Consider the following 18777-nt stretch of genomic DNA (forward strand, 5'->3'; position numbering starts at 1 on the left):
CCTGCACCACCACCGCCGGAAGGCCGCCGAAGTGCCATCAGCGTCATCTGCTGCCGCCCCCGACGTCGTCCTGGTAGTCGACTTCGGCGCGCAGTACGCCCAGCTCATCGCCCGCCGCGTACGCGAGGCCCGGGTCTACAGCGAGATCGTCCCGTCCACCATGCCGGTGGCCGAGATGCTCGCCAAGAACCCCAAGGCGATCATCCTCTCCGGCGGCCCGTCGTCGGTCTACGCCGAGGACGCGCCCAGCCTGGACCGTGCCCTGTTCGAGGCCGGTGTCCCGGTCTTCGGCATGTGCTACGGCTTCCAGCTCATGGCCACCACCCTCGGCGGCACGGTCGACAACACCGGCGCCCGGGAGTACGGCCGTACCGACCTGCACGTCTCCAAGAACGCCTCGACCCTCTTCGAGGGCACCCCGGCCGAGCAGCCCGTGTGGATGTCGCACGGCGACGCCTGCTCCGCCGCGCCCGAGGGCTTCACCGTCACGGCCTCCACGGACATGGTCCCGGTCGCCGCCTTCGAGAACGACGAGAAGAAGCTGTACGGCGTGCAGTACCACCCCGAGGTGATGCACTCCACGCACGGCCAGCAGGTCCTGGAGCACTTCCTCTACCGGGGGCGGGCATCGAGCCGGTGTGGACCACGACCAACGTCGTCGACGAGCAGGTCGCGGCCATCCGTGAGCAGGTCGGCAGCGCGCGGGCGATCTGCGGCCTGTCCGGCGGCGTGGACTCCGCGGTGGCCGCCGCCCTCGTCCAGAAGGCCATCGGCGACCAGCTGACCTGCGTCTACGTCGACCACGGCCTGATGCGCAAGGGCGAGACCGAGCAGGTCGAGAAGGACTTCGTGGCCGCCACCGGCGTCCAGCTGAAGGTCGTCGACGCCTCCGAGCGCTTCCTGAAGGCGCTGGCCGGCGTCTCCGACCCGGAGCAGAAGCGGAAGATCATCGGCCGCGAGTTCATCCGGGTCTTCGAGCAGGCCCAGGCGGAGATCGTCGCCGAGTCCGGCGCGGCCGGCGAGCCCGTGAAGTTCCTGGTCCAGGGCACGCTCTACCCGGACATCGTGGAGTCCGGCGGCGGCACCGGCACCGCGAACATCAAGTCCCACCACAACGTCGGCGGCCTCCCCGAGGACCTGGAGTTCGAGCTCATCGAGCCGCTCCGCCAGCTCTTCAAGGACGAGGTCCGCGCGGTCGGCGCCGAGCTGGGCCTGCCGGACGAGATCGTCCAGCGCCAGCCCTTCCCCGGCCCCGGCCTGGGCATCCGCATCGTCGGCGAGGTCACCCGCGAGCGCCTGGACCTGCTGCGCGAGGCCGACGCCATCGCCCGCGAGGAACTGACCGCGGCCGGCCTGGACCGCGAGATCTGGCAGTGCCCGGTGGTCCTTCTCGCCGACGTCCGCTCCGTCGGCGTCCAGGGCGACGGCCGCTCCTACGGTCACCCGATCGTGCTGCGCCCGGTCTCCTCCGAGGACGCGATGACCGCGGACTGGACCCGCATGCCGTACGACGTCCTGGCCCGCATCTCCACCCGCATCACCAACGAGGTCGCCGACGTCAACCGCGTCGTCCTCGACGTGACGAGCAAGCCCCCGGGCACCATCGAGTGGGAGTGACCCCTCGTAGGTCCCCGCACCAGGTCAACGCCGCAGCCGTCGCTCATCAGTTTGAGCGGCGGCTGCGGCGTTGCCGGTGGGTACGCTGGCCGTACGCGCGAGACTCCGTCGCAGGGGAGCAAGCATGATGAGTGCCGCATCCGAAGACGAGCAGGACTGGAACTACGAGCGGTACGCGCAGTGCACCTACCCCGTTCCGCCGCCCGGAGGCTGGACTGCGGACGCCCTTGACCAGCTCCCCCATCTGCCCAGGCACACTGAGCTGATCGACGGGAGTCTCGTCTTCGTGAGTCCGCAGACCCTCTTCCATCTGCGAGCCATGCGACTCCTGGAGTGGGCCTTGGTGGCCCAGGCGCCGGACGGTCTTGACGTCTTGCGTGAGTTCAGCGTGAAACTGGACGAGCGCAACCGTCCGGAGCCTGACGTCCTGGTGGTCCCGCTCGGCGCCGAGGTCGGGCCGCGACAGACTTACCTCAAGCGGCCGGAGGACGTCATCCTGGCGGTGGAGGTCGTCTCGCGAGACTCCGTCGCACGTGACCGGGACGCGAAGCCCCGCAAGTACGCCGCCCACGGCATCCGGCACTTCTGGCGGGTGGAGGAAGGCAGTGAGGGTTTCCCGGTGGTGTACGTCTACGAACTCGACCCCGCCACCCGGGCCTACGTCCCCACGGGAATCCACCACAACCGCCTCAAGCTCACCGAGCCCTTCGCCTTGGACATCGACCTCACCGCCATCGGCCCGCGCCGATGACCATGACCACCAGGCCCTCTCAGCCCTCGCCGGTACCGCCGCCGGACGGCTACCCCGTCCACGACCTGCTGTCGCCGCCCGACATCCCCGCACACCCGGACTGATCGACGGATGGCTGTGGTCCGACGGACCGCAGCAGCTCTTCCACAGCGTCATGACCGGCCTCCTGGCCGCCGGGCTCCGCAGTACCGCGCCGCCCGCCCTGAGGGTGCGGCGTCAGATGACCGTGGTGATCGACGAGCACAACGCTCCTGAGCCGGACGTCACGGTCGTGCGGGCCGCGGCGGTGCGGGGCGCGGACCAGCTGCACCTTGTCGACACCTTTCGGGAGCGGGTGACGCTCGGTGCCCCCTCCGCCCTCGACATCGACCTCACCGCGATCCGCTGGTGAACGTTGACGCGTGCGTGCGGTGACGGCGAGCTGGAACACTCGGAGCTGTTGCGCGGCGTGCAGCGGCTCAGCGGTATGAGGAGTTCGCGTAGGGCTCGTCTGCTCAGGACGGGGCCGGCGTGCGGGCGCCGTAGCGGAGGCCGTCGACGAGGAGGGTGACCATCTGCTGGGCGGGGTCGTTGTCGTCCTCGGCGGCGGGCAGGGTCAGGTTGGCGACGGCGCGCAGCAGGTCTTCGGGGTCCAGGTCCAGGTCGGAGCGGATGTGACCGGCGCTCGCCGCGGCGTCGAGGAGGGCGCTGAGGACGGGCACGAAGCGCTGCTGGAAGTAGCCGGGCAGGCTGTCGAAGGCCGGGTCGCCCGAGTGGAGCGCGGAGCTGAGGCCGCGCTTCGTGGCGATGAAGCCCGCGAAGCGCTGGAGCCAGCGGGCGAGCGCGTCGACCGGTCCGTACCGGGCCATGAGGGACGGGGCGGCGTCGGCGCAGGCGTCGACCTCGTGCCGGAAGACCGCGGCGATCAGGTCGGCGCGCTGCGGGAAGTGGCGGTAGAGGGTCCCGGCGCCCACGCCCGCCTTGGCAGTGATCTGCCGTACGGGGGCGTCGACCCCCGAGGTGGCGAAGACTTCCGCGGCGGCGGTGAGCAGGGCGTCCGTGCTGCGCTGGGCGTCGGCGCGTACGCGTTTGGCGGGGCGAGCGGGCGGGGCGTCCGCGCCGGTCTTTTGTCGCGCGCCCTCGCTCATGTGCCTCCTCCGCCCTGGAACACCGTTCCGTTTACGTCCGCGTCAGCCTAACGCGCGACGCCCGGCAGCGGCCACGGGCGGCCCCCGCTCACCTCACCGGAGCCAGAACCGCGTCCGCTCCAGCCACACGTCGAGCAGTTCCCGGTCGCCGATGGTCTCCACGCCCCCGGCGACGGCGGGCCGGCCGTAGAGGAAGAGCACCAGGTCGGTGACGGTGCCGCGGACGGCGACCGCGGCCTTCTCGTGGGCGGGGCGCCAGACGGGGGCCTCGCCGGTGAGGTCGACGAACCACTCCGCCTCGGTGTCCGTGGCGTGGAAGTGCAGCGTACGGCCGGGGCCGAGCAGGACGGGTGCGCCCGGCTGCTCCTCGGCGATCTCCTCGACGGCGTGGAATCCCATCCACTCGTCGAGGGCGTCGCGCGCCACGTCCGCGTCGAGGACGTACTCCCGGCCGGCGGCGAGGGCGGCGTCGGCCCGGTGGAGGGCGGTCTCGTGGGTCATCCGGCGGGCCCAGAAGACGGGGGTCCCGCCGGGGGCCACGGTCCACACCGGCACCTCGGGGCCGGCGGCCCGCAGCGTGTCCGACAGCCGGCCGGCGCCCTCCGCGAGCAGGGCGCCCAGCGCGGCCGGGTCCTCGTCGGCGAGCTTCGGCGTCTCGTTGACCAGTTCGTCGGAGACGGGCTCCGTCGACCGGGTGCCGACGATCGTCTCGACCCAGCGGTGCGCGCCGTTGACGTGGCGGATCAGCTGGCCGAGGTTCCAGCCGGGGCAGGTCGGCACGGTACTGGCCGGGTCCGTGTCCTGGACGGTGGACCGCAGCTGGTCGGCCTGGTGGACGATTTCGGCGCAGTAGCGGTCATAAATCAGGGGAGTACCGGTCGTGGCAGCCATGGGGGCACGGTAGCGGCCGGTTCGCCGCTGCCGTAGTGGATTTTCCTGGCCGGCTCGGGTCAGCCGATGGGGTTGACGAAGGTGGCGGGGTGGGTGGCGCCGCGCTGGTCGACGAGGGGGCCCCAGGGCCATTTGAGGGTGAGGGAGGTGGTCTCGTTGGGCGGGGTGACGGTGACGGTCCGGGGCAGCCAGGAGTCTTCGGCGTTTTCCTTGGCCATGCCGAGGTTGAGGGTGAAGTCGGTGCTTTCGCCGGGGGCGAGGGTGAGGGAGCCGTGTTGGGCGGTGGAGCGGGTCAGGGACCAGCCGGGGCCGCCGGCGTCCGGCTTGAGGTCGATGCCGGCGAAGCCGCCGATCTTGCAGGTGTGGTTGCTCTTGTTGGTGAGCACGATGCTGGTGGTGGTGGGGCCGTCGGCGTCCGGGTCCGGGGTCGCGTCTTCGCCGGTGGCGAAGGCGGCGGTGAGGCCGGAGGTGTGGCAGCGTTCGGTGCCCGCGGCGGTTTTGCCGCCGCCGGTGGCGTGCGAGCCGCCCGCCTGCTTGCCCGCGCCGCCCGACTTGCCGCCGGTACCGGAGCCGCTGCCGTTACCGGAGCCGGCCTTCGCCTCGGAACCGGCCTGACCCCCGGCGGGCGTCTGGGGCACCGATCCCTGCACCGACGCGGAGGAACCCGCGCCATCGGGCTCCGCGGCGGCCACACCCGAGTCCGCCCGGTTCGCGCCACCGGCGTCCGAGCCGGAGCAGGCGGTCAGTGTGAGCCCGGCGACGGCGGTCAGCGTCGCGGCGGCGATGCGCAGGGTACGGCGACGGGCGGTACGGGCACGGGTGTTGGCAGTCATTTCGGGTCCCCCAGGGCGGTCGGTTACGGTCTCTCCTCGGTACGTCCACCACTCTGTCCGGCGGCCTTGGCGCCGTACTGCCGCACCGCTAACACCCGGCTAACGCCCATGCGGACGGGGTCAGTCAGGGGAAAACGGCGGTACCCCCTGTTCACCTCCACTACCGGCAGGTAGCTTCCGCTGGGAGCTGTACGCGCGTCAGGAGGAAGCCCCCATGCCCGAACCCACGCCGTCCACCCCGGCCTCCCCGAACACCCCGGCCTCCCCGATGAACCCGAAAACCCCACCCGCCCCCGTGCCCACCGACCAGCTGCACTTCGCCCTGCCGCCGCGGCACGCGACCGTCGAGGAGGAGCGCCGCCACCGCAAGGAACGCCTCGCGGCGGCGCTGCGGCTCTTCGGGCGGTTCGGCTTCGAGGAGGGGGTGGCGGGCCACATCACCGCCCGGGACCCGGAGTTCACCGACTGCTTCTGGGTGAATCCGTTCGGGATGTCGTTCAAGCACATCACGGTCGGTGACCTGATCCTGGTCAACCACGAGGGCAAGGTCGTCGAGGGGCGCCACCACGTCAACCAGGCGGCGTTCGCGATCCACGCGCAGGTCCACCGGGCCCGCCCGGACGTCGTCGCCGCCGCGCACAGCCACTCGGTGTACGGCCGCGCCCTGTCCACCCTCGGCGAGCTGCTGGACCCGATCACCCAGGACGTGTGTGCGTTCTACGAGGACCACGCGCTGTTCGACGACTACACGGGTGTCGTGGTGGACGAGGAGGAGGGCCGCCGGATCGCGGTCGCGCTGGGGCCGCACAAGGCAGTGATCCTGCGTAACCACGGCCTGTTGACGGTGGGTGACTCGGTGGACGCGGCGGCCTGGTGGTTCATCACGATGGAACGTTCCTGCCAGGTGCAGCTGACCGCGCGCGCCGCCGGCAAGCCCGTACTGATCGACCACGGGAACGCCGTGCACACGCGGGAGCAACTGGGCAACGACCTGGTGGCGTGGATCAACTATCAGCCGCTGTACCAGCAGATCACCCGCAGCGAACCGGACCTGCTCGGCTGAGCCCGGTCCGGCCGCCCGGCCGCCCGATCGCCGCCGGCCGGGTGCCCGTACGCCCCCGCGTCAACATGCGGAACCGCCCGTCACCGTTCCACATCTCCCGTCACTGCCCGTAAAGCCGCCCGCCCGGCTTTTCGCCCTCGCCACTTACGGCACAATTTCCTCTCGGTACGGTGGAGTTGGCGGCGACTGGTGGCTGGGCGGAGCGGACGTGTCGGAGGAGACGGCGGGCGGGACGACGGGGGCGTCCGGATCGCCCGGAGGGACTGAAGGGTTTCCGGCGCCTGGAGCGGCGGCGGGAGCGCCCGGGGCGGCCGGGACAGGCGGTTACGGCGGTGACTGCACCTGCGGAAAGTGCCCGCGCGGCGCACGCGAGGGGCACCGCAGGGCGGTCGCCGCGTTCGTGGCGTTGCGCGAGGAGTACGCCGCGGGCCGCGGCGTGCCGGCCGCGCTGGCCCACTCGGCGGGTGCGGCGCGGCAGTGGGTGTCGGACGAACTGGCGCTGTCGGCCCGCGCGGTCGCCGAGCGTGCCGCCGCCGAGGGCGCGGCCTGGCTGGACGCGGTGTGGCGGCGCACGCTGCTGGTGCTGTGGCCCGGGATCGCCGTGTTGGTGATCATGCAGGCCGTCACCGCGATCGGTACGGGCTGGACGGCGCCGCGTACGGCGGGGCTGGCCGCCGCGGTGATCATGGCGCTGGCCCTGACGGGCGCGGGGTGGCGCCACCGGGCGCGCGGCGGCCTGCTGGCGCCGCTGATCGGCGAGGACAACCGGCTCTCGACCTCGCGCACGGTCGCGGCGGGCTGGCTGCTGCTGGTGGCGTACGCCGTCCTCGTGCAGGCCGTCCACCTGACGCTGGTGACGGACGCGGATGCCCGCCAGGCGCTGGTGGACGGACTCGAACTGCCGCGCGGCGCCGGGCTGCTCACGGTCCTGGCGGTGACGTGCGCGGTGGCGGTGCTGGTGCGCCGGGTCGTCGCCGTACGCATTCAGGGGCGGCGCTTGCAGAAGGTGCGCGCGGAACGGCCGCGCGCCGCCGACCTGCTCACGGACGACGCGGGGCGCGGCAGCCTCACCGACACGCAGTTCCTGCTGCTGAACGTGGCCGCTGTCTCCTTCGCCGTGGTCCGGCTGGCCCGCGACCCGTCCCGGCTGCCGGACCTGCCGTGGGCGTTCGCCGTCGTCGTGGTGGTGGGCGCGGTGATGTACGTGGCGGGCAAGTACGCGGAAGGCGGCCGTCCGGTCGTACTGTCGGTCGTCCGGGCCCGCGAGCCGGGCGATCTGGCCGCGCCCATCCGTATCGGCGACGACATCGAGATCCGCGGCACCGGCTTCGTGCCGCCGGGTGCGCAGGGCGCGGACCTGCTGGCGCGTACCGTCGTACGCATCGGGGCGGTCCATGTGCACGTACCGCTGGTGCCGGTCGCCGGCGGGTTCGGCAATCCGACGGACGGCGTGCTCACCGTGCCCGTCCCGGCGGACGTCGAACCGGGCCGGGTGGAGGTCAGGGTCGTCACGGCGGCGGGCGCGGAGACGAACGCCTACACGATCGACGTCCAGGACTGAGGCCCGCGCGAACGGTGTACGGGGCCGACGTACGGGCCGGCGTACGGTTTCGGTGTACGGGGTTCGGCATACGGGACCGGTGTACGCGGTCGGCGCCTGCACGACATCGGCATACGGGACCGGCATGCGGGGCCGGCGCGCCGCGTTGAACGCCGGGCGCGCCACGGTCCGTACCCCTTGTGGAACACCTGGCCGCGGGCACACCATCATCCGCGTCCGGCGGCGATGGAGAGGCGGGACGCCATGGCTCATGCGGAGCGTGCGGTCGGCGGCAGCGGCCTGGGCGGGGCCGGGGCGGGCAGGGGAGGCGGTCCGCGCCAGGCGATGGCGCGCTACGCGCTGCTGCCGCTGCGGATCTTCCTCGGCGTGACCTTCGTCTACGCGGGCCTCGACAAGCTGACCGACCCGGCCTTCTTCGCCTCCGCGGGTACGGGTTCGGTCGGCGAGTTGATGCGGCAGGTACGGGACACCTCGGCCGCGCCCGCCCTGGTGGACCTGGCCCTGAAGAACCCGGCGGGCTTCGGCTACGCCATCGCCGCCGGGGAGTTGGCCGTCGGCATCGGCACCCTCGCCGGGCTGTTCACGCGGGTCGCCGCGCTCGGCGGCGCGCTGATCTCGCTGAGCCTGTGGCTCACCGTGAGCTGGTCGGCCGAGCCGTACTACTACGGCAACGACCTGGCGTATCTGATGGCGTGGCTGCCGCTGGTGCTGGCCGGGGCACCGATGCTGTCCCTGGACGCGGCTCTGGCGGCGCGGCGCGGCAGGCAGGGGAGGCAGCTGTTCGGGTGAGCGGCCCCCCAGCTGACCGTGGCCGCCCGTACATGGGGTGTCGGCCGAGGGAACGGCTCCTGCCCCGCTACTCCTGGCCGCCTCCCGCCGACGCCGCCCGATGGCGGCGCACCGCGGCCCAGACGGCCGCCGTGATGCCCGACAGACACAGGCCCGCCGGCACGGCCAGCACCGGCAGCGCGCCGGGCAGGTCCCAGGCCCCGGCCGCCTCGCCCACGTAGGCACCGCCCACGCCCGTCGCGGTCAGGCCGGTGAGGAGCCGGGCGGGCTCGAAGCGGTGGCGTTTCACTGCTGTTCTCCCGTCTGCGAAGCGGCCCGCTGCACATCCACCTGTCCCGCGCCCACCTTGAGGTCGAGGTCCAGTGTGCCGTGCGGCTTCTCGCCCTTCTTCAGGCCCCTTGCGGGCAGTGTGACGGTCTGCTCCTGGTGGGCCTGGAGGTTGAAGTCCTCCGGTGTCTCGCCCGGCAGCCGGACGTCGCCGAGCCCCACGTCGATGTGCAGCCGCGCGGTGACGCCGTCGGGCACGGTCACGCTGAGCTGTCCGGCGCCGACGGTGGCCTCGGTCCGTACGGTCTGCCCGTCCTTGAACGGTACGTGGCTCAGGTCCAGCTCCCCGCGCCCCGCGCCCAGTTCGTAACCCGGCCGCACGGAGGCGACGTCCATCGGGAGCCAGACGCGGTCGCGCCAGTCGGCGGTGATGTTGTCCGGCAGGACCGTGGCGCCCGCCAGCAGCAGGGACGTCAGGATCACCATGAAGACCGTGCCGCCGCCGGTCCGTCCGAACCAGGCGCTGAGCACCAGGCCGAGGCCGAAGACGACGAGTGCGGCGGACAGCCCGGCGACGAGGGCGGTGTTCAGCGGGTGGGCGTCCGCGACGGCCCCGCCCGTCGCCAGGCCCGCGACGAGCGCCAGCAGGAACGTCCAGCCGCCGATCGGGCGGCCCGTCCGGCGGCGCCGGGCCGGTGGGGCGGGCGGTGGGGTGCCGCGTCCGGCCCACGCGGTCGCGCCGGAGGGCCGGCCCGCCGCCCCGGCCGCCCCGGGTGCGGCGTGCGCCTGCTCGTGTCCGTACGGAGTGTCGCTCGGTCCCCAGAGGTAGCCCACGCCGGCCGTCCCTTCCTTGGAGAGGGGTCCCGCCACCAGGACGGGGTGTTCCGTGTGGGCGGCGCCGTCGTCTCGGGCGGCGCGTCCACGACGGTCGGTGCGGCGGCCGGGTCGGTGGTCCCCGGGCTGTCCGCGCCCTCCGCGCGGCGCTGCCGCGACCAGTAGGCCGAACCGCCCACGGCCAGCGCGAGCATGACGGTGAAGGTCAGCACGCCGCGGTTGGCGAGGGAGGTCAGGAAGTAGCCGCAGCCGACCAGCGCGAACAGCAGCGCGGTCAGCGCCGTGCCCTCGACGCGGCCGGAGAGCAGCTTGCGGCCCTCGTTCTCGTCCTCGCCGTCCTGCGGGATGAGCAGCCAGGCGAAGCCGTACGCGATCAGGCCGATGCCGCCGGAGGCCGCCAGCACGGCCAGCACGATGCGGAAGATCACCGGGTCCAGGCCCCAGTGCCGGCCCAGCCCCCGCACACACCGGCGACCACCTTGTGCCGCCGGCTGCGGCGCAGCGGGGTCGGCGGCACCTGGCGGCCCGGTGCGTCGGCGGGCGGCGGGGTGCCTGCGGAGGCGGACGTGGCCCCGGCGGGACCCGTCGTCTCCGCGGCGGGCGCGGCATCGTTCATGCGCCCATGGTGGCAAGCGGGCCGGGCGGACGGCATCCGTGGGAACCCTGGTTGGTCCCTGAGATCACCCTGGTGCCCGGCCCGGTGCTTCCTGGTCCGGGCCCGGGGGCTCGTCTTGGGGCCGCTCCCGTGACCGCTCGCGTGGCCGCAGGCGGCTACCCGGTCCCGTCCGCGGCCTCGGCGTAGCGGCGGGCCAGGCGCGCGCAGGCCTCCCTGAGCCGGTCCGGTCCGACGATCTCCATGTCGGCGTCGAACCGGCCGAGGGAGGCGGCCAGGGCGGGCCACGACCAGGACCCCAGTACGAGCCGGCAGCGGTCGGGGCCCAGCTCCTCGACGATGCCGTCCCGGGTGTACCGGGACACGACGGCCGCGGGCAGGGCGAGGATCACCTCGCCCTGGCAGGGCGGGCCGCCCGAGCCGTCGGCCCCCTGGAACTTGTTCAGCACGAAGGTGCCGACATCGCCTCCGGGCAGCTCGCGCGGGGTGAAGCGGGGGCCGGTCGGGGTGCGCGGCGCGATCCGGCCGGCGCGGAACGTACGCCAGTCCGCGCGGTCGAGGTCCCAGGCGACGAGGTACCAGCGGCCCGCCCAGGTGACGAGGTGGTGCGGTTCCACCCGGCGCGGCGGGGCCGGGGTGCCCTGAGCGGTCTCCGGCGGCGGCATCGGTGTGCGGCCCGCCGGAGCGGGGCCCGTCGATGTGTGGACCCCCGGCGCGTGATCGCCCGGCGCGTGATCCTTCGATGCGTGGTCCCCCGGGGCGTGAGACACCGGTGCATGATCCACCGGCGCGTAGTCGAAGCGCAGCACCTCGCAGGCGTGCACCGCCGCGCCGAGCGCCATCAGGACGCCGCTGTCGACCTGCGGGTTCGGCCGGGCGGCCGGCGATGCGACGGCGGTGACCCGGAGGGAGTCGATCCGGCGGCGCAGCCGTGCGGGCATCACCTGCCGGACGGTGTGGAGGGCGCGCGCCGCGGCGTCCTCGACGCCGGCGCCGTTGGTGGTGGCGATCCGGAGCGCGACGGCGAGGGCGACGGCCTGTTCGTCGTCGAACAGCAGCGGGGGAGCTCCGAGCCGGCGTCGAGCCGGTAGCCGCCGTCCGGGCCCTTGGCCGACGCGATCGGGTAGCCGAGTTCGCGCAAGCGGTCGATGTCGCGGCGTACGGTGCGCCGGCTGACGTCCAGGCGTGCGGCGAGCAGCCCTCCCGGCCAGTCCCGGCGTGCCTGGAGGAGTGAGAGCAAGGACAGCAGGCGCGCCGATGTCTTCTGCATGGTGTTCATCCCGCCTCGGGTAGAGGACACACCCTGTCCTCTACTTACGGGAATGTGGTGTCCGCAGGGACAAGAAGCCGCGCAGACATCGCAGCCCCGAAGGCCGCACAGGCCGGGCAGGCCACGGACGTCGCGCGGCCCGAGAAGGCAGTAGGCAAGGAAGCGGATGACCGTTCTCGACACCCGGGCGCTCAACCGCGCCACGCTCGCCCGGCAGTTGCTGCTCGACCGCGCTGAACTGCCGGTTCTCGACGCGGTGGCGCACCTGTGCGGCCTCCAGGCGCAGGAGCCGCAGGAGCCGTTCGTCGGTCTCTGGTCGCGGTTGTCCGGGTTCGCCCCGGCGCAGCTCTCCGACCTGCTGACCGGACGCCACGTCGTGCGCACCCACCTCATGCGCCGCACGGTCCACCTGCTCACCGCCGACGACGCCCTGGCCTGGCGCGGCCGTCACGACGCGATGCTGCGGCAGCGGGCCCTCGGCGCCTACCGCCGCGAGCTGGAAGGGGTGGACCTCGAAGAACTCGCCGCGGCGGGCCGCGCGGTCATGGCCGACGGCGAGCCCCGCTCGATGTCCGAGCTCGCCCGTGCCGTCGCCGGCCGCTGGCCCGGGCCGGGGCCGCGGCCGCTGGGGGAGATGCTGGTCGCGGCGCTCATTCCGATGGTGCAGCTGCCGCCGCGCGGCCTGTGGCGCACGAAGGCAGGCGTACGGAACGTACCGCTCGCCGTGTGGCTGGGCCGCGAGCCCGCGCCGCCGGCTCCGAGCGGCGCGGGTACGGACAGCCCCGTCCCGCCGGCTCCGAACGGCGCGGGTACGGAGCGGCCCGTCCCCGGTGTGCCCGACGCCTCCGACCCCGTGGGCCAAGCCCTCGTCCGCCGCTACCTGGCCGCTTTCGGCCCCGCCGCCTCCGCCGACCTGCGGGCCTGGTGCGGTCTCGCCGGGCTGCCGCGCGCGATCGCCGCCGTACGCGAGGAGCTGGTCAGCTTCCGCGACGAGCGTGGCCGGGAGCTGCTGGACCTCCCCGGCGCGCCGCGTCCCGACCCGGAAACGCCTGCTCCGGTACGGTTCCTGCCCGCGTTCGACAACGCGATCCTCGGCTATCAGGACCGCGGCCGGATCATCGACGACGCCCACCGCGGCCTGTCCGTCGCCGGTGAGCGGGTCGTCCTGGTGGACGGCCGGGTCGCCGCGACCTGGACGGCCAGGGAGGGCACGGTGACGGTCTCCCCGCTGCGCGGCTTCTCCCGGGCCGAGCGCACGGCCGTGGGCGAGGAGGGGGAGGCGACGGCGGCTTTCCTGTCCGACGGTGAGAGCCGGCGCGTGGAGGTCGGCCCGGAGCACGGCTGAGGTTCCGGCGTCGCGGGCCCCGCTGAATTCCCGGGTGGGTCCGGGCCGGTTCCGGCTCGGTACCGCCTGCGCTCCGGCTCGGTTTCCGCCCGGTGCCGGCTCGGTTCCGGTGGGGTTCCGGTTGGGGGACGGATGTCCCGGTACGCGTCCGGTGATCGCGCCCCGCCCCTCTGCGGACGGCCGCAGGACGACTATCGTTGCGCCGGACACGTGTACGGGGGGAACCGAAGGGGCGCGGCGCGGTGACGGAGGCGGCGGTGGACGACGGGCGACTGGTCGCCGGGCGGTACCGCCTGGTGGAGGAGATAGGCCGGGGCGGTATGGGCACCGTCTGGCGGGCCCACGACGAACTGCTCGGCCGGCAGGTGGCGGTCAAGCGGCTGCACGTCTCCCCGGAACTGGACGCCGACGAGCTGGCCCGCCGCAACGAGCGCACCCGCCGCGAGGCGCAGGCCGCCGCCCGTATCAACCACCCCAACGTGGTCAGCGTCCACGATGTCGTCGACGACGCCGGCCTGCCCTGCATCGTCATGGAGTACGTGCCGTCGGTGACGCTCGGCGACGTCATCAAGGAGGCCATGCTCTCGAACAGCGCGGTGCCGCCGGGAGAGGCGGCCCGGATCGGCCGTGGCATGATCACCGCGCTGCGGGCCGCGCACTCCGCCGGTGTCCTGCACCGTGACGTGAAGCCCGGCAACGTCCTGCTCGGGGAGGACGGCCGGGTCGTCCTCACGGACTTCGGCATCGCGGTCGCCACCGGCACGTCCACTCTCACCAAGACCGGCGAACTGGTCGGTTCCATCGACTACCTCGCCCCCGAGCGGGTCCGCGGCCATACGCCGGGCCCGGCCGCCGACCTGTGGGCGCTGGGCGCCACGCTCTACCAGGCGTTGGAGGGCCGGCCCCCGTTCCGCAAGCTCACGGCGGTCGAGACGGCGTATGCGATCGCCGTGGACCCGCTGGACCCGCCGCGCAACGCCGGGCCGCTGACCGCGCTGATCGAGGCGCTGCTGGCGAAGGAGCCCGCCGACCGCCCCTCGGCCGAGGCCGTGGAACAGGCGCTGCGCACGCCGACCGCGTACACGGACACCGCGTGGATGCGGATGTCGGGCACATCCGGCGTATCGGGAACGCCCGGTATGTCGGGTACGTCGAACGGCAATCCGGGTGCGCGGGCCGCGGCGGGCGAAGGGGACACCGCCGGGGACGGCGGCACCGCGGCGACGGGCGGCATGGCGTCACCGGTCCAGGACCCCCGTTCGGCCACGGGCCCCTCGTCCGCGGTCCCGCACCTGGGCCCGGCCCCGCAGCCGGCCCCGAACAACCCGTACGCGGCTCCGGTCCCGGGCCCGGCCCAGACCCCGCCCTCCGGCGCGTACCTGGCGTCTCCCGCCGCGGACGGTACGGCCGCTACCGGCAGCATGGCCACCACGGGCGGCGCGGCCGCCGGGGTCCCGGTGGAAGGCCCCACCTCCCCGGTCCACCGCACGTCGGCCGACCCGGCCGTCCCCGGCTCCGGCAAGAAGCGCAAGCGCGGCCGTACGCTGCTGCTGAGCGCCGTCGCCGTGGTCGCCGTCCTGGTGGTCGCGGGCGGCACCCTGTACGCCCTCGGCTTCGGCCCGGGCGGCAAGGACGCGCAGGCGTCCGACGGCGGTACCCCGCGGACCGAGGCGCCGTCGCCCGCCCCCTCGAAGCCCAGCGCGAAGCCCACCCCCGGCCCCTGCCCGCCGGCTACCACTGGGTCAAGGACCCGGCGGCCGACGTCACCTTCCCGCTGCCCGACGGCTGGACGCGCCAGCGGCAGGCGAACGGCAACGGCTCCACCTACCTCAACCCGAACCAGCTGGTGGGGCTGCGCATCGAGGTCCTCGACTTCGCGAGCTCGGATCCGCTCCAGCACTGGAAGGACAACGAGCGCAACGCCATCAGCGAGGGCAAGTTCCCCGGGTACCAGCAGCTGCGGATGCAGGGCACGGTCTTCCGCGAGCGGCCCGCCGCGCTGTGGGAGTGGAGATGGGCGGGGAGCAAGCGGGACTTCCGCGCCGTGGACCTGGGGTTCGGCCGGCCCGGCGAGAAGGAGTACGCGGTCTACCTCTCCGCGCCGGACGCCGAGTGGGAGCGGTACAAGAAGGTCTTCGACAACGTCCTGGCCGGGCTCCAGCTGCCCGAGGACGCCAAGCAGTAGACGGGGGCAGGCCGGGTACGGGGTGCCCTGTCACCGGCCTCCTGTATCGAAAGCTCCGGCCCACCCACATCCAAAGTCGCGAACGGTTAGGGGTGCCGTCAGGGTCCACCCTGATGCCCCGCAGCCTTCCCGCGTGTGACGATCGGTGTCATGACCACCGCGCCGACCCGGCCCGAGGCGAGCTACGCCCCGGTGCCCGACCCCGACGACCCGCCCCTGCGCAAGCTCTACCGCAGCGCCGACGGGCGGATGCTCGGCGGTGTCGCGCGCGGGCTGGCCGGGCACCTGGGGCTGCCGGTGTCCTGGGTCAGGGTCGTGTTCATCGCGCTGTTCATGGCCGAGGGCATGGGCGCACTGCTGTATGCGGCCTTCTGGTTCATCGTGCCGCTGGGTGTGGGCGGTGTGGACGCGGCGCGCGCGAGCGCGTCCACCACCACCGCCGGACGCCTGGCGTGGGGCCGCAAGGGCCGGGCGGCGGGCGGCCGTAAGGCCGACAAGGGGCAGATATTCGCGCTGCTCACCCTGCTCGCCGGTGCGGCCGCCGTCGCGTCCCGCTTCCAGTTGGGCCGGGCGAACGCCTACGTGTGGCCGATCCTGCTGATCGGCGCGGGCGTCGCGCTGGTCTGGCGGCAGGCGGACAACGCGCGGCGCGCGCAGTGGCTGGAGATGGGCCGCCGCAAGGGGGTGCTGCCGGTCGTGCGCGGTGCGGCCGGTGTGGTCCTGGTCGGCGTCGGGGTGACCGGCATCGTCGTCCTTCAGGGCTCGGTCCGGCATCTCGGTTCGGTGCTCCAGGCCGCCCTGGCCGTCCTGGTCGGTATCGCGCTGCTCGCGGGCCCGTACCTGGTGCGTATGACGCAGGACCTCTCCGAGGAACGCCTGATGCGGATCCGCGCGCAGGAGCGCGCCGAAGTCGCCGCACACGTCCACGACTCGGTCCTGCACACCCTCACCCTGATCCAGCGCAACGCGGAGGACCCGCGCGAGGTGGCCCGCCTCGCCCGCGCCCAGGAACGCGAACTGCGCGCCTGGCTCTACAAGCCGGAGGGCCGCGGCAAGGACGAGGAGCAGGAGCCGGACACCCTCGCCGAGGCGGTGCGCAAGTCCGCGGCCGAGGTCGAGGACCACCACGGCGTGCCGATCGAGGTCGTGGTGGTCGGCGACTGCCCGCTGGACGAGCGGCTGAGCGCACAGTTGCAGGCCGCGCGCGAGGCGATGGTCAACGCGGCCAAGTACGGCGGCGAGGGCGGCGCCGTGCAGGTGTACGCCGAGGTGGAGGGCCGTACGGTCTTCGTCTCGGTGCGCGACCGGGGCCCCGGCTTCGACCTGGACGCGGTCCCCGGCGACCGCATGGGCGTACGGGAGTCGATCATCGGCCGGATGCAGCGCAACGGCGGCACGGCCCGGCTGCGCTCCGCGCCGGACGGCGGCACCGTGGTCGAGCTGGAGGCGGAGCGCCTGCCGGATGACGGATGATGAGAGGACGGCACGGCGTCCCCGGGCAACGGACGCCGGCCCCGACGCCACCGCCGCGCACGCCGGCGCCAACGCCAACGAGGGACGGACGGACGAGATGAACAGCGACGCCGCACAGGACGACCAGACCGGCGGCCCCGCCCGCACCGTGCGAGTCGTCCTCGTCGACGACCACCGGATGTTCCGTACGGGCGTCCAGGCCGAGATCGGCCGCACCGACGAGACCGGTGTGGAGGTCGTCGGCGAGGCCGCCGACGTCGACCAGGCCGTCACGGTCATCACCGCCACCCGCCCCGAGGTCGTCCTGCTGGACGTGCACCTGCCGGGCGGCGGCGGCGTCGAGGTGCTGCGCCGCTCCGCCTCGATGATGGCCGACCCCGAGCGCCCGGTGCGCTTCCTTGCGCTGTCCGTGTCCGACGCCGCCGAGGACGTCATCGGCGTCATCCGCGGCGGCGCCCGTGGCTACGTCACCAAGACCATCACCGGTACGGACCTGGTCGACGCGATCTTCCGGGTCTCGGACGGCGACGCGGTCTTCTCCCCGCGGCTGGCCGGCTTCGTACTGGACGCGTTCGCCTCCACGGACGCCCCGCCGGTGGACGAGGACATGGACCGGCTGACCCAGCGCGAGCGCGAGGTGCTGCGCCTGATCGCCCGTGGCTACGCGTACAAGGAGATCGCCAAGCAGCTGTTCATCTCGGTCAAGACGGTCGAGTCGCACGTCTCGGCGGTACTGCGCAAACTCCAGCTCTCCAACCGGCACGAGCTGACCCGGTGGGCTACGGCCCGGCGGCTGGTCTGACGCGGGCGGCTTCGGGGGCGGCCGGGGCAAACGGGGCGGCAGGGGCAGCCGAGGTAGCCGAGACGGCCGAGGCCGTTGGGGCGGCCCCGGTGCCGCCCGCCCCCGCGACCACACGCCCCGTACGGCGATGCTCCCGCCGCCCGAACTCCGGCGTCAGGGAGACGATCCCGAGCACCGCCAGCCCGGCCCCCAGCCAGATCGGCGCCCGCAGCCCGTACGCGCTGATGGCGAGTCCGCCGACCAGTGACCCCACGATCACGCCCAGCGTGATGAACGACGAGTGCACGGTGTTCACCAGCGCCCGCGCGTTGCCGGCGCGCTGGACGCGGGTGACCATCGCCGGGTTCATCGTGACCCCGGCCAGCCCGATCCCCATCATGAACACCACCGCCGGGACGGCGAGGTGGGTGCAGAGCGCGAAGCCCACGAGGAAGCCCAGGTTCAGCACCAGGCCGCAGAGCAGTACGGCGACGGTGTGCCGGTCGGCGAGCCGACCGACGACGGTGTTCCCGACGACGGTGGCCGCCCCGTACGCCACGAGCAGCAGCGGTACGGTCCCGGTCCCGAACCCGGTGACCTCGGTGAGGATCGGGTTGAAGTAGCTGAAGACGGAGAACGTCGCCCCGATGATCAGCGTGCTGGTCGACAGGGTCAGCCACAGCCGGGGATTGCGGAACGCGCCCAGTTCTTCCCGTATGCCGCCGCCCGCGTCGGCGCGCTCCAGCTTCGGTACGCCGACCGCCGTGCACACCGCCGCGCCCACCGTGAGCAGGGCGATCGTCCAGAACGCCGCGCGCCAGCCCAGGTGTTCGCCGATCAGCGTGGACATCGGCAGGCCGAGCAAGGTGCCGAGCATCAGCCCGTTCATGGCCACCGCGACGGCCCGGCCGCGCGCCTCCGGGGGCGTGAGCTGGGCGCAGACGGAGAGCGCCACCCCGAAGAAGGCCTGCGAGGCGATGCCGGTGACGACGCGCGCGACCATCATGGTCCAGTAGTCCGTCGCGACGGCCGCCAGCACGTTGCCGACCAGGAACACCGCGAACAGCACCGCCAGCGCGCGCTTCTGCGGCAGTCGCATGACACCGACCGTCAGGAACGGCCCGCCGACGGCCATGGCCACCGCGAACGCGGTGATCAGATAGCCGGCCTGCGGCACGGTGGCGCCCAGCCCCTCCGCCATCTGCGGCATCAGCCCGGCGACGACGAACTCGCTGGTCACCATGGCGAAAATGCCCAGGGCCAGGACGTACACGGCGCGTGGTACGCGCATGATCCCCCTCTTTTCCTAACCGATCGTTCCAGTAAATGGGCGGATGAAACCCCCTCCGTGCACAGTGGCGGGGGAGGGGTGTGTCG

At 73.4% G+C, this 18777-nt stretch carries 15 protein-coding genes and 3 pseudogenes; 10 read left to right on the forward strand and 8 right to left on the reverse strand.

The genetic code is table 11. The features are described 5' to 3' along the window. Nucleotides 1-31 precede the first annotated feature (31 nt). The 3 genes and pseudogenes from guaA (at nucleotide 32) to ACEXOX_RS29215 (ending at nucleotide 2759) form a co-directional block, all read left to right on the forward strand. Nucleotides 32-1617 (forward strand): annotated as a pseudogene (gene guaA, locus ACEXOX_RS29205) (glutamine-hydrolyzing GMP synthase). Between the two features lie 127 nt (nucleotides 1618-1744). After that, the gene (locus ACEXOX_RS29210; protein ID WP_406526504.1) at nucleotides 1745-2368 is read left to right on the forward strand and encodes a Uma2 family endonuclease; all 624 of its coding nucleotides are present in this window, start codon (nucleotides 1745-1747) and stop codon (nucleotides 2366-2368) included. A 154-nt stretch (nucleotides 2369-2522) separates the two neighbouring features. Beyond that, a complete protein-coding gene (locus ACEXOX_RS29215) occupies nucleotides 2523-2759 on the forward strand; it encodes a hypothetical protein (protein ID WP_406524108.1) in 237 nt (78 codons plus the stop codon). Between the two features lie 103 nt (nucleotides 2760-2862). On the opposite strand, the gene ACEXOX_RS29220 is transcribed toward ACEXOX_RS29215, so the two are convergent. From ACEXOX_RS29220 to ACEXOX_RS29230, 3 genes are all read right to left on the reverse strand, one after another. Further along, nucleotides 2863-3495, reverse strand: coding sequence for a TetR/AcrR family transcriptional regulator (locus ACEXOX_RS29220; protein WP_406524109.1), 633 nt, complete (start codon nucleotides 3493-3495; stop codon nucleotides 2863-2865). Between the two features lie 93 nt (nucleotides 3496-3588). After that, nucleotides 3589-4386: a maleylpyruvate isomerase family mycothiol-dependent enzyme gene (locus tag ACEXOX_RS29225; RefSeq protein WP_406524110.1), complete on the reverse strand. Its 798-nt coding sequence runs from the start codon at nucleotides 4384-4386 to the stop codon at nucleotides 3589-3591. Nucleotides 4387-4445: 59 nt separating this feature from the next. Continuing rightward, nucleotides 4446-5219: a DUF4232 domain-containing protein gene (locus ACEXOX_RS29230; protein WP_406524111.1), complete on the reverse strand. Its 774-nt coding sequence runs from the start codon at nucleotides 5217-5219 to the stop codon at nucleotides 4446-4448. A gap of 268 nt (nucleotides 5220-5487) precedes the next feature. Between ACEXOX_RS29230 and ACEXOX_RS29235 the strand changes: the two genes are divergently transcribed. The 3 genes from ACEXOX_RS29235 to ACEXOX_RS29245 all read left to right on the forward strand — a co-directional run bounded on the left by ACEXOX_RS29235 (nucleotide 5488) and on the right by ACEXOX_RS29245 (nucleotide 8632). Continuing rightward, nucleotides 5488-6282, forward strand: a complete 795-nt coding sequence (locus tag ACEXOX_RS29235; RefSeq protein ID WP_406526505.1) for a class II aldolase/adducin family protein — start codon at nucleotides 5488-5490, stop codon at nucleotides 6280-6282. 193 nt (nucleotides 6283-6475) lie between these two features. Beyond that, nucleotides 6476-7843: a hypothetical protein gene (locus ACEXOX_RS29240; protein WP_406526506.1), complete on the forward strand. Its 1368-nt coding sequence runs from the start codon at nucleotides 6476-6478 to the stop codon at nucleotides 7841-7843. A 243-nt stretch (nucleotides 7844-8086) separates the two neighbouring features. Then, on the forward strand, nucleotides 8087-8632 hold the full coding sequence (locus tag ACEXOX_RS29245; RefSeq protein ID WP_406524112.1) for a DoxX family protein: 546 nt from the start codon (nucleotides 8087-8089) through the stop codon (nucleotides 8630-8632). Between the two features lie 67 nt (nucleotides 8633-8699). Here the strand turns inward: ACEXOX_RS29245 and ACEXOX_RS29250 are convergent, their stop codons facing one another. The 4 genes and pseudogenes from ACEXOX_RS29250 to ACEXOX_RS29265 all read right to left on the reverse strand — a co-directional run bounded on the left by ACEXOX_RS29250 (nucleotide 8700) and on the right by ACEXOX_RS29265 (nucleotide 11616). Continuing rightward, nucleotides 8700-8921 carry a hypothetical protein gene (locus tag ACEXOX_RS29250; RefSeq protein WP_406524113.1) on the reverse strand — a complete coding sequence of 74 codons (222 nt, stop codon included), beginning with the start codon at nucleotides 8919-8921 and terminating at the stop codon, nucleotides 8700-8702. A gap of 565 nt (nucleotides 8922-9486) precedes the next feature. Continuing rightward, nucleotides 9487-10197, reverse strand: a complete 711-nt coding sequence (locus ACEXOX_RS29255; protein WP_406524114.1) for a PspC domain-containing protein — start codon at nucleotides 10195-10197, stop codon at nucleotides 9487-9489. Then, a complete protein-coding gene (locus tag ACEXOX_RS29260) occupies nucleotides 10158-10349 on the reverse strand; it encodes a PspC domain-containing protein (protein WP_406524115.1) in 192 nt (63 codons plus the stop codon). Before ACEXOX_RS29260 ends, ACEXOX_RS29255 begins: the two co-directional genes overlap by 40 nt. 155 nt (nucleotides 10350-10504) lie before the next feature. Beyond that, a pseudogene (locus tag ACEXOX_RS29265) lies at nucleotides 10505-11616 on the reverse strand (helix-turn-helix transcriptional regulator). A 166-nt stretch (nucleotides 11617-11782) separates the two neighbouring features. On the opposite strand from ACEXOX_RS29265, the gene ACEXOX_RS29270 reads away from it, so the two are divergent. From ACEXOX_RS29270 to ACEXOX_RS29285, 4 genes and pseudogenes are all read left to right on the forward strand, one after another. After that, complete coding sequence (locus ACEXOX_RS29270) at nucleotides 11783-12961, forward strand: winged helix DNA-binding domain-containing protein (protein ID WP_406524116.1); 1179 nt, start codon at nucleotides 11783-11785, stop codon at nucleotides 12959-12961. A 320-nt stretch (nucleotides 12962-13281) separates the two neighbouring features. Beyond that, nucleotides 13282-14035 (forward strand): annotated as a pseudogene (locus ACEXOX_RS29275) (serine/threonine-protein kinase); the annotation flags it as partial. 1261 nt (nucleotides 14036-15296) lie between these two features. Next, nucleotides 15297-16619, forward strand: coding sequence for a PspC domain-containing protein (locus ACEXOX_RS29280; protein ID WP_406524117.1), 1323 nt, complete (start codon nucleotides 15297-15299; stop codon nucleotides 16617-16619). Nucleotides 16620-16716: 97 nt separating this feature from the next. After that, a complete protein-coding gene (locus tag ACEXOX_RS29285) occupies nucleotides 16717-17421 on the forward strand; it encodes a response regulator transcription factor (RefSeq protein WP_030024483.1) in 705 nt (234 codons plus the stop codon). Here ACEXOX_RS29285 and ACEXOX_RS29290 read toward each other — a convergent pair. Further along, nucleotides 17399-18691, reverse strand: coding sequence for an MFS transporter (locus ACEXOX_RS29290; RefSeq protein ID WP_406524118.1), 1293 nt, complete (start codon nucleotides 18689-18691; stop codon nucleotides 17399-17401). The two genes, ACEXOX_RS29285 and ACEXOX_RS29290, sit on opposite strands and share 23 nt — an antisense overlap. Nucleotides 18692-18777: the final 86 nt, after the last annotated feature.

The sequence above is a fragment of the Streptomyces sp. Ac-502 genome, from assembly GCF_045222935.1.
In the GTDB taxonomy this organism is placed as follows: domain Bacteria; phylum Actinomycetota; class Actinomycetes; order Streptomycetales; family Streptomycetaceae; genus Streptomyces; species Streptomyces monomycini.